Source organism: Psychromonas sp., assembly GCF_047632995.1.
In the GTDB taxonomy this organism is placed as follows: domain Bacteria; phylum Pseudomonadota; class Gammaproteobacteria; order Enterobacterales; family Psychromonadaceae; genus Psychromonas.
Genome location: NZ_JBLIEK010000125.1, coordinates 1 through 9,526 on the forward strand (window position 1 = coordinate 1; position 9,526 = coordinate 9,526).

8 protein-coding genes are annotated in these 9,526 nt (G+C 42.5%); 2 read left to right on the forward strand and 6 right to left on the reverse strand.

From position 1 onward, the window contains the following. Positions 1 to 369 precede the first annotated feature (369 nt). From ACJAT7_RS15895 to ACJAT7_RS15910, 4 genes are all read right to left on the reverse strand, one after another. Complete coding sequence (locus tag ACJAT7_RS15895) at positions 370 to 1,782, reverse strand: cobyric acid synthase (protein WP_415227783.1); 1,413 nt, start codon at positions 1,780 to 1,782, stop codon at positions 370 to 372. Positions 1,783 to 1,869: 87 nt separating this feature from the next. Beyond that, a complete protein-coding gene (aroG, locus tag ACJAT7_RS15900; RefSeq protein WP_415227784.1) occupies positions 1,870 to 2,919 on the reverse strand; it encodes a 3-deoxy-7-phosphoheptulonate synthase AroG in 1,050 nt (349 codons plus the stop codon). A gap of 73 nt (positions 2,920 to 2,992) precedes the next feature. After that, on the reverse strand, positions 2,993 to 4,240 hold the full coding sequence (moeA, locus tag ACJAT7_RS15905) for a molybdopterin molybdotransferase MoeA (protein WP_415227785.1): 1,248 nt from the start codon (positions 4,238 to 4,240) through the stop codon (positions 2,993 to 2,995). A 213-nt stretch (positions 4,241 to 4,453) separates the two neighbouring features. Continuing rightward, a complete protein-coding gene (locus ACJAT7_RS15910; protein WP_415227786.1) occupies positions 4,454 to 5,377 on the reverse strand; it encodes a LysR family transcriptional regulator in 924 nt (307 codons plus the stop codon). Positions 5,378 to 5,569: 192 nt separating this feature from the next. Between ACJAT7_RS15910 and ACJAT7_RS15915 the strand changes: the two genes are divergently transcribed. Then, positions 5,570 to 6,784 carry a pyridoxal phosphate-dependent aminotransferase gene (locus ACJAT7_RS15915; RefSeq protein WP_415227787.1) on the forward strand — a complete coding sequence of 405 codons (1,215 nt, stop codon included), beginning with the start codon at positions 5,570 to 5,572 and terminating at the stop codon, positions 6,782 to 6,784. A gap of 343 nt (positions 6,785 to 7,127) precedes the next feature. Then, positions 7,128 to 8,342: an RsmB/NOP family class I SAM-dependent RNA methyltransferase gene (locus ACJAT7_RS15920; protein WP_415227788.1), complete on the forward strand. Its 1,215-nt coding sequence runs from the start codon at positions 7,128 to 7,130 to the stop codon at positions 8,340 to 8,342. A 91-nt stretch (positions 8,343 to 8,433) separates the two neighbouring features. On the opposite strand, the gene ACJAT7_RS15925 is transcribed toward ACJAT7_RS15920, so the two are convergent. Together ACJAT7_RS15925 and ACJAT7_RS15930 are read right to left on the reverse strand one after the other, a co-directional pair. Further along, on the reverse strand, positions 8,434 to 8,826 hold the full coding sequence (locus tag ACJAT7_RS15925; protein WP_415227789.1) for an Imm51 family immunity protein: 393 nt from the start codon (positions 8,824 to 8,826) through the stop codon (positions 8,434 to 8,436). 502 nt (positions 8,827 to 9,328) lie between these two features. Beyond that, a partial coding sequence (locus tag ACJAT7_RS15930) for a hypothetical protein (RefSeq protein ID WP_415227790.1) occupies positions 9,329 to 9,526 on the reverse strand: 198 nt, incomplete at its 5' end.

The following is a 9,526-nucleotide window of genomic DNA, read 5'->3' on the forward strand; positions in this document are numbered from 1 at the left end:
CACTGCAAGCATGGTTTTCTGGCGTTAGCTGCGCCCAATGATCGGGACCATGCTCACCCGCATACCCCCAATGTGCATCTTGTGATGCGAATACAGCCCCTGAAGTAACAAGCAGGCAAGATAATAAAAGTGATTTTTTCATGAAATACTCCGTAAGATGAATTTGATATGGGAAGTGCACGCAGTGAAGGTGCGCACAGAACAATATCACCAAATATGATAGGAATAAATAAGATATATTATTTATCAATTAGTTATTTAGAGTGCGGGGTGAAGGGTAAGGCGTGATGAGGGCATACGGGGCGCGGGGTTTAACCCGCTTGCTCGTCGCAAAGTACAAAACAATGCAGGCTGAAGCCCGCGCTGCCTCTATAACCAACCATGTTGTGCAAACATTTGTGCTAATTTATCTAACTCACACTCAATATGAGCGCGCCATTCAAGGCCGTTTTCTCGACCACCAACCTGTTTCATAAACCAGTTATAGAATACTTTATTCTCAAAAACGCCATGCAGATAAGTGCTATAGACATTGTCCTGCTGCCAACCTAACCCGTCCTGCATAAATGCAGAAACATGCTCTTGTGCAACTGTTTTTCCATGGTGTATCTCATAACCGCTCACAGCTTCATCAAGCCAGGTAAATAGCGTTTGTCGGGTGGATTTATCTGCGCAAATCTGCGTTTGCAGAGAGATTAACCCCAGCCCTCTTTTGTCGCCATCTTCAATATGCAGCGGATCTAATATCTGCTTGCCTAATATTTGCAAACCTCCGCATATCCCTAAGATCAACTTGCCTGTGGCTTTGAACTGCGCTATCTGTTTATCCAAACCGCTCTTTTTTAGAAACTCTAAACTCACGCCGCTGTTTTTACTCCCCGGTAGTATTAACGCATCAAAATCGCTTAAATCCTGATTTTGATGAACGGGCACCAAATTAATATCATCCTGATAGATAAGAGGATCAAATTCATCAAGATTAGAAGCATAAGGGTAATAGATAAGGGCAATATTTATTTTACCGCGTTGCCATTTTGTGCCGAGTCGAAAGCTATCTTCTTCAGGTAACTGATGGCGATAATAAGGCAGGTTTGCCACCGTTGGTATGCCGGTTTTTTCCTCCAACCACTGCATCGCATTACCCAGCAGTAGCGGATCGCCTCTGAATTTATTGAGCACAAATCCTTTTATAAGTTTTTGCTCTTCGGGTGCTAAACAGGCCCAAGTACCTAATAAGTGTGCAAAGGATCCGCCTCTGTCAATATCTGACACTAAATATACATCGGCCTGACATTCAAGTGCCACCGACATATTAACAATATCACCTGCCCGCAAATTTATTTCAGCGGGGCTGCCCGCACCTTCAATAACAATCTGCTCATATTCAGTTTGCAGTTGCTGCAATGCCTGCTGCACCTCTTTCCAAAGCAAGTTTTTCCTATCCATCCAAGGGCGTTGGCTAATTTCATTATTAACCACACCATTGACAATCACTTGACTGAATGTCTCACCGCTAGGTTTCAATAATACCGGGTTCATCAATACACTGGGTTGCGCTTTTGCCGCCAGAGCCTGTAAATATTGCGCGCGACCAATCTCTAATCCCTCTTCGGTAATAGCGGCATTGTTGCTCATATTTTGTGCTTTAAAGGGCGCCACTTTAATACCGCGGTTAGCAAGCAGACGGCAAATGGCGGTGACTATTAACGATTTACCGGCATCACTGGTACAACCTAAAATCATAATCGGTTTGCTTTTTTGCTTGATATTGGAATGGATCATATTGGAAGAGTTCCGTAAATAGTTCCGTAAATTTTAGGCAAAAAAAAGCACTGTAAAAACAGTGCTTTTTATTTATAAAGACAACAATTAACCACGACGTGTTAATACTGCTTGTGCTAATTGCGCTAAAAGTTTTTCAGTATCAGGCCAACCGATACAAGCATCAGTAATACTTTGACCGTAAGTAGCTGCAACACCATCGACTAAATCTTGACGGCCTTCAACTAAGTGGCTTTCAACCATTACGCCAGAGATTGCTTTATCACCGGCTGCAATTTGAGTACAAACGTCAGTACACACTTTCATTTGGTTTTCAAATTTCTTCTCAGAATTTGCATGGCTAAAATCAATCATCAATGTTTCTTGCAAGCCTGATTTTTTTAAATCTTTTTTAATTACGGCAACATCTGCGCTGCTATAGTTTGGCGCTTTACCACCACGTAAAATGAGATGGCAATCCGGGTTACCGGCAGTTTCAACAATGGCGCTGTGACCAAATTTATTAACTGATAAAAAATGGTGAGATGCATTAGCCGCGCCAATTGCATCAACCGCTACTTTGATTGTACCGTCAGTACCGTTTTTGAAACCAACAGGGCACGACAGACCGGATGCTAGTTCACGGTGCACTTGAGATTCGGTAGTACGCGCGCCAATAGCTCCCCAGGTCATTAAGTCAGCGACATATTGCGGGGTTATCATATCTAAAAATTCAGTGGCAGCAGGTAGCCCCATTGCATTAATATCTAACAATAATTTACGGGCTGTGCGTAACCCTTTATTGATATTAAAGGTTCCGTTTAATTCAGGATCATTGATCAATCCTTTCCAACCGACTGTAGTACGTGGCTTTTCAAAATAAACACGCATCACTATCTCTAAGCTGTCTTTATATTTTTCACGTAACGGCGCAAGTTTCTGTGCATACTCAAGCGCTGCTTTTGTATCATGAATTGAACACGGACCAATAATCACTAATACACGATCATCTTGATCACTTAGAATCTTGCTAATTGCATTGCGTGAATTAGCCACGGTTTTACGGATTGCATTCGTTGCAGGAAATTTTTCTAATAATGCAATTGGTGGTAATAGTTCTTTAATTGCAGTGATATGTACGTCATCAGTTTTGATCATTGTTATTCCCAAGGCACTTACTTGTGCTCCAAAGTTAATTTTAATTTTTATTGTCTTATTAGCAACAATGCTATTAATCCATTAAAGCGTTATACGGTTCAATTGAGACCGTTTCATCCACCTCAACATTGCTTCTGTCTTGTTCGAGCACAATAAAACAGTTTGATTGGCTCATTGAACTAAATATCCCAGATCCTTGACTACCCGTTGATGAAACAACGAGCTGTCCATCTGCATCGACAGCATAGGTTCCACGCTGAAAATCGGTGCGTCCCGCTGTTTTTTTCAATCTGTTTTTGACAATCGCGTTAAAACGAATGACAGGTTTGAGCTGCAAGCCCCCCATGGTGAGCATGGCAGGTACAGCAAGCTGATAGAGAGTGACCATAGCGGAAACCGGATTACCTGGCAAGCCGAAAAACACGCTGTTGGGCAATTTCCCAAAAGCAAAAGGTTTACCCGGCTTAATAGCGAGTTTCCAAAAAACGATAGAGCCCATCTCCTGCAAAACATCTTTGATGAAATCGGCTTCTCCAACCGACACGCCACCACTGGTTATCAGCACATCCGCTTGTAAATCAGCAGATTCAAATGCTTGGCGGAGCAGTGATTTATCATCTTTAATAATACCAAAATCAATCACTTCAACATTCAGCCGTGATAATAAGGCAATAATACTGTAGCGATTACTGTCATAGATATCGCCAGCTAACAGTGGTTCACCTAAACTTTTTAATTCATCACCGGACGAAATAACCGCCACTTTGAGTTTTCTAAACACCTCAACAGTGGCCAAACCCAATGAAGCGAGCAAAGGGATATCACGCGTGGTTAATTTATGCCCTTGGCAAAGTACCGTTTGACCCTGTTTTATATCTTCAGCGGCTAAGCGCACATTATCGCTAAGTTTGGGTAATTGGCTAAAAGTGATCGCTCCGTCACGGGCCTGGGTACGCTCCTGCATTACAACAGTATCAGCGCAATGCGGCATAACTGCGCCGGTCATAATACGAATACAGCATCCGCTAGGAAGATCTCCCGTATAAGGTGCGCCTGCAAATGATTTACCAATCATGGTCAGTGTGATGGGATTGTCGGGGGTGCAGTGAATCAGATCCGCATGATTAAGTGCATAACCGTCCATCGCTGAATTATTAAAAGGGGGCACATTTAATGGTGACTTCAGATCTTGCGCCAGCGCAAAACCAAGCGCTTGTGGTAACGGCAGTGTAACCGCTTCACACACATTCGCTAATGACGCTTGCATTTCAGTCAATGCTTGCTCAAGGGGCATTAGTCCATTTGTATCACAACAGGCCATTCGTCTACTCTCATAATAAATAAGTGATAATTGTGACTTTTTATTCGCCTAAGTGCAATTCTGCAACAATAAAAACAGCTGACAGATCAAGATTAGGTCTAACTTATGGCCTTACTCGCTTGAATTTCGAACAATTTCTAGCGTGACAAAAAATAGATAACAAGACGCCCTTCACTCTTCACTCTTCACTCTTCACTCTTCACTCTTCACTCTTCACTCTTCACTCGCCACCTTAATCCCTTTAAGATGTCCAAAACAGCTATCGATTGCCGTTTTTATAAAATCTTGCAGATAAGCTAATGATTTTTGCTCCTCACGTACCGCTGCATATAAAGTATTCCATACCCCCTCTTTACCTAAACGTCGCGCCACCACATAATCTTTTTTCAAATATTCAAAGAGTACCCAATTGGGTAATCCGGCCACACCACGTCCACTGGCAACCAACTGCAACATCATCAAGGTTAGATCTGCATGACGAATTTTGGCGGGCGAGATCCCCTCAGGTATTAAAAAATTATTGAAGATATCTAAGCGCTCTTTTTCAACGGGATAAGTGATCAGCGTTTCCTGACTGAGATCTTCCGCTTCTATATAGGTTTTATTAGCAAGACGATGATGACGACTGAGCGCCAGCATCGACTGATAACTAAATAATGGAATGTAGCTGATACCCTCGATAGGCTGCGGATCTGAGGTTACCACCAGATCCAAGCTGCCGCGTTTAAGTGCGGGTAAAGGCAAGAAACTAAAGCCACTAGAAAAATCCAGTTCGACCTCAGGCCAGCTATCACGAAATTTATCAATCGCCGGCATTAACCACTGAAAACAGGAGTGGCACTCAATGGCCATATGTAATCGCCCGGCATCACCCGATATAAAGCGAGACAAGTCACGTTCGGCATTACGCATTTCAGGTAATACTTGATCTGCTAATTCCAATAAACGTAATCCCGAGACGGTAAAACGAATCGGCCGTGATTTACGGATAAACAGTGAGCAATTAAGGCGCCCTTCCAACTCTTTTAACTGATGCGATAAAGCAGATTGGGTCAGATGTAACTGCTTTGCGGCCTCCACTAAACTGCCTGTATGATGTAATGTCGATAAGGTTTTTAAGTGTTTGATTTCAATCATAGTGAAAGAGTAACCTTTAAAATATGCAATAATTTCAACAATACTTGAAAAATTTTAATAATAAAAGCAAGAATCGATCGTTGCCGCTTTTATTTGCTTCACTCTCTCGCTATGATCATGTAGTTTTAGTGCTATCGATTTATCACCGCCATTTGTGTGTCTATCACACCGTTTATGTTTTAAGAGGTTGTTATGTATTCCATTCAAAGATCCCATAAATTAGATAATGTTTGTTATGACATTCGAGGGCCCGTGCTTAAACAAGCGCAAAAGTTGGAAGAGGAAGGACAGCGCATTTTAAAGCTTAATATCGGCAATCCCGCCCCCTTCGGTTTTGAAGCACCTGAAGAGGTGTTGATGGACGTCATCAAAAATCTCCCGCAAAGCCAAGGTTATTGTGATAGCAAAGGGCTTTTCTCTGCGCGTAAAGCCGTCATGCAGCACTATCAGGCAAAAGGGCTACTGTCACTGGATACGGATGATATTTACATCGGTAACGGGGTGAGTGAGCTAATCGTCATGGCGATGCAGGGGTTATTGAATAATGGGGACGAATTACTCATCCCTGCGCCTGATTATCCTTTATGGACGGCAGCAACCAATTTATCAGGTGGTAAAGCAGTACATTATATTTGTGATGAACAATCAGACTGGTTCCCTGATATTGAAGATATCAAATCAAAAATAACCAGCAAAACCAAGGGCATTGTTATTATTAACCCGAACAATCCCACCGGTGCAGTTTACAGTAAAGAGTTATTAGAGCAGATTGTTGAGCTCGCACGTCAGCATAACTTAATTGTTTTTTCCGATGAAATTTACTCAAAAATCACTTATGACGATGCCGTGCATGTGCCACTGGCAACCTTAGCGGATGATATTTTGATTGTCACTTTTGACGGTCTTTCTAAAGCCTATCGCGTTTGTGGTTTCCGTGTTGGCTGGATGATGATAAGCGGCGCAAAAAGACACGCAAGGGATTATATTAACGGCTTAGAAATACTTGCCAGTATGCGTTTATGCGCCAATGTGCCGATGCAGCATGCCATTCAAACATCACTGGGCGGCTACCAAAGTATTAATGAGTTAATCGTACCGGGTGGCCGTTTATATGACCAAACCCAAGGTGCATGGAAACTGCTTAATGATATTCCGGGAATCAGCTGCACTAAACCTAAAGGTGCTATGTACCTTTTCCCTAAACTTGATCATAAAAAGTTTAATATTAAAGACGATCAACGTTTTGTGATGGACTTGTTAATGGAGAAAAAGATATTAGTCGTACAGGGAACCGGTTTTAACTGGTTTAAACCGGATCATTTCCGTATTGCCTGTTTACCGCGTATGGATGAGCTCACTACTGCGATTACTAAAATAGGTCGTTTTTTAGATGATTACAGTCAATAAAGCGTTTTTTAAATTCTCTACCGAGATAGGCTTAATGAGCCTATCTCAGCAGAGATAAAAAAGCAGATCACCCAAACTGAGCAAGCAGAAATAAAATAATATCAGATTATAGCAATTCCACTCATTAGAAGATCTATTCAGGCGCAGTAAAAACAGATCAAAGCAAGGCATTGATTGCAGTAACTCGTTGTTCTAATTACAAAATAAATCACGAAGCTGGCATTCATTTTAATCCGCATCCATGAATAGATAATGAGTGGATTTGGTATTACTTGCGTATTGTTAGCTTAGCTCCTATTATTCCCCCATTTTTTTGCTTAATACATCTATAACAGGCCATTTTATGCTTAACTCTGCGCTTTCACCTAGCTCAAACAAATTGGTAATTAGTATTTTAGAGATGGTGTTATCTCAAGGTAAACCTTTAGATCGCGCCTATTCAGTTCATTTTTCAGCGCTGCAACTCGAGTCTTCAGAGCTGGCGCGGATAACAAAGGCCACTGGCGATATTTTGCGCCGACTCAATCTGTACTGTTTTCTCTCTGATATGACCGCCCAAGATATCCCGCGTCTCGGAACACGGTTAATGCACACCTGGCACCTGTTTCATGATATTAAACTGCCAAAAATGCACGGTCCATCTCCCTTAGACGAAGCGCAATACATTACACGTCTCGAGCAGGCGAAAAAACAGCCCGCACTCTGGGATGGTTGCCCTGAATGGTTGGATAAAATGGGACAAAAACAGCTTGGTGACAATTGGGCGAAAGAGAGAGCAGCATTAAAAACCCAGCCGAAACGTTTTATCCGTACCAATTTTTTAAAATGCAGCCGTGCAGATTTAATTAAAAAACTGCGCAGTGAGCAGGTAGAAACCAAAGAAGTGCAAGGTGTTGATAGTGCACTTGAAGTGATCTCCGATTCCGCACTGTTTCGCACAGAAAGCTTTAAAATGGGCTGGTTTGAACAGCAGGATGCGGGCTCACAACTTGTAGCTGCCGCCGTTGATGCAAAACCGGGCATGTGCGTCATTGATGCGTGTGCCGGCGCAGGCGGAAAAACGTTATCCATTGCAGCGCAAATGCAGGGTAAAGGACGTTTACTGGCAATGGATGTAGAACACTGGAAACTGGAGAGTCTCAAGCAGCGCGCAAAACGGGCCAACGCGCTCAATATCGAAACACGTATTATCGTCGGCAGCAAGACCATTAAACGACGTAAGTTAACTGCCGACCGATTATTGCTTGATGTACCTTGCTCCGGTCTGGGCGTGTTAAAACGTAATCCCGATGCAAAGTGGCGTGATACAGCAGAGCGTTTACCTGTATTGGTTGAACTGCAGAAACATATTTTACAAAGCTACAGTCGCTTGGTAAAAGTTGGCGGCATTCTTATTTACGCCACCTGCTCAATTATGCCGGAAGAAAACCGCAATCAAATAGATGCATTTTTGGCCGAGAATAAGCAGTTCAAGTTCATTGAAGATGAGACAATTAGCGTTGCCGATTCCGGTTTTGACGGATTTTACATGGCCAGACTCGAACGTATAGGCGAATAATTACAGATTGATTTGTGAAAAAAAAGAGATAAAAAAACACCCGATAACTATTTTATAATTATCGGGTGTTTTATATTTAATCTACACAATTTTACTCTATATAACCGCCATCACTGGCTATTTTCATCGCTTTGTCTCGATAGCTGAGATCTGCTGATAGCTTTTCAATGGCAAGCTTAACTTTATCCGCCACCGTTTCGCTAGGGGTATACGCAATAAACGTTCCGCCTTCAGGGGAAAATTCAATTTTCGCTAACGATTCAGGGGATTCAGTCTTAATTGCAGCTTTAACCAACGCTGCCCATGTATAGCCACTTCCTTGTAAATTGGCGTTTGCAAAATATTCTGTTACGTCCTTTTTGTAATTGTAATAGCTTATAGCATATTGATTATCAACCTTTCTAACAGTAACCTGTTCTTCATCACTCGCCCCGAAAACACTTATCGAAGCCAAAGTCAAAATCAGTAAAATAATACGACGCATAGCTGTACCTCCATGTTGTAACATTTTGCAGAGCAAATCATTCCCTGTTTGCACAAAATGTTTTTGATAAAAACAAACCGTACATGTTTTAATAATCTATATCAAATGGTTATATTTAGTAATAGGATCTACTTGCGCTACAAATGAAAAATTGTTGCATATTTGCGATGGCTACACGAAATTCATTCTTGCCTTAGACTCTCGGAGCACCGCTCGTGCCACGAGCGATCTACGTGGTCAGGTTAATACTGTGCTGAGTGTTTTTAAGCTTTCGCTTGTGAGCGCTTGGTTTAACTTTCTTTGTTGGAGTTCCGCCCTTGACGGCGTGTAGATGGTAAAACGGGGCGCGGGCTTCAGCCCGCTTTGCTCTGCACGGTGATATTGATAGCCGCATCGGGTATTTGTAAGCTTGCGCTTGTAAGCGCTTGGTTTAACTTTCTTTGTTGGTATTCCGCCCTTGACGGCGTGTCACTTTGCTCGATGTCACGATCGATCTACGTGGTCAGGTTAATACCGTACAGAGTGTTTTTATGCTTTCACTTGTGAGCGCTTGGTTTAACTTTCTTTGTTGGTCTTCCGCCCTTGACGGCGTGTAGATGGTAAAACGGGGCGCGGGCTTCAGCCCGCTTTGCTCTGCACTGTGATCTTGATAGCCGCATCGGTTATTTGTAATCTTGCGCTTGTGAGCGCTTGGTTTAAC

What these genes read in the sequence shown, in the direction of transcription:
- ACJAT7_RS15915 (WP_415227787.1), top strand. Translation starts at nt 5,570, where the DNA reads ATGTATTCCATTCAAAGATCCCATAAATTAGATAATGTTTGTTATGAC.
- ACJAT7_RS15910 (WP_415227786.1), bottom strand. Translation starts at nt 5,377, where the DNA reads ATGATTGAAATCAAACACTTAAAAACCTTATCGACATTACATCATACA.
- ACJAT7_RS15925 (WP_415227789.1), bottom strand. Translation starts at nt 8,826, where the DNA reads ATGCGTCGTATTATTTTACTGATTTTGACTTTGGCTTCGATAAGTGTT.
- moeA (WP_415227785.1), bottom strand. Translation starts at nt 4,240, where the DNA reads ATGGCCTGTTGTGATACAAATGGACTAATGCCCCTTGAGCAAGCATTG.
- ACJAT7_RS15895 (WP_415227783.1), bottom strand. Translation starts at nt 1,782, where the DNA reads ATGATCCATTCCAATATCAAGCAAAAAAGCAAACCGATTATGATTTTA.
- aroG (WP_415227784.1), bottom strand. Translation starts at nt 2,919, where the DNA reads ATGATCAAAACTGATGACGTACATATCACTGCAATTAAAGAACTATTA.
- ACJAT7_RS15920 (WP_415227788.1), top strand. Translation starts at nt 7,128, where the DNA reads ATGCTTAACTCTGCGCTTTCACCTAGCTCAAACAAATTGGTAATTAGT.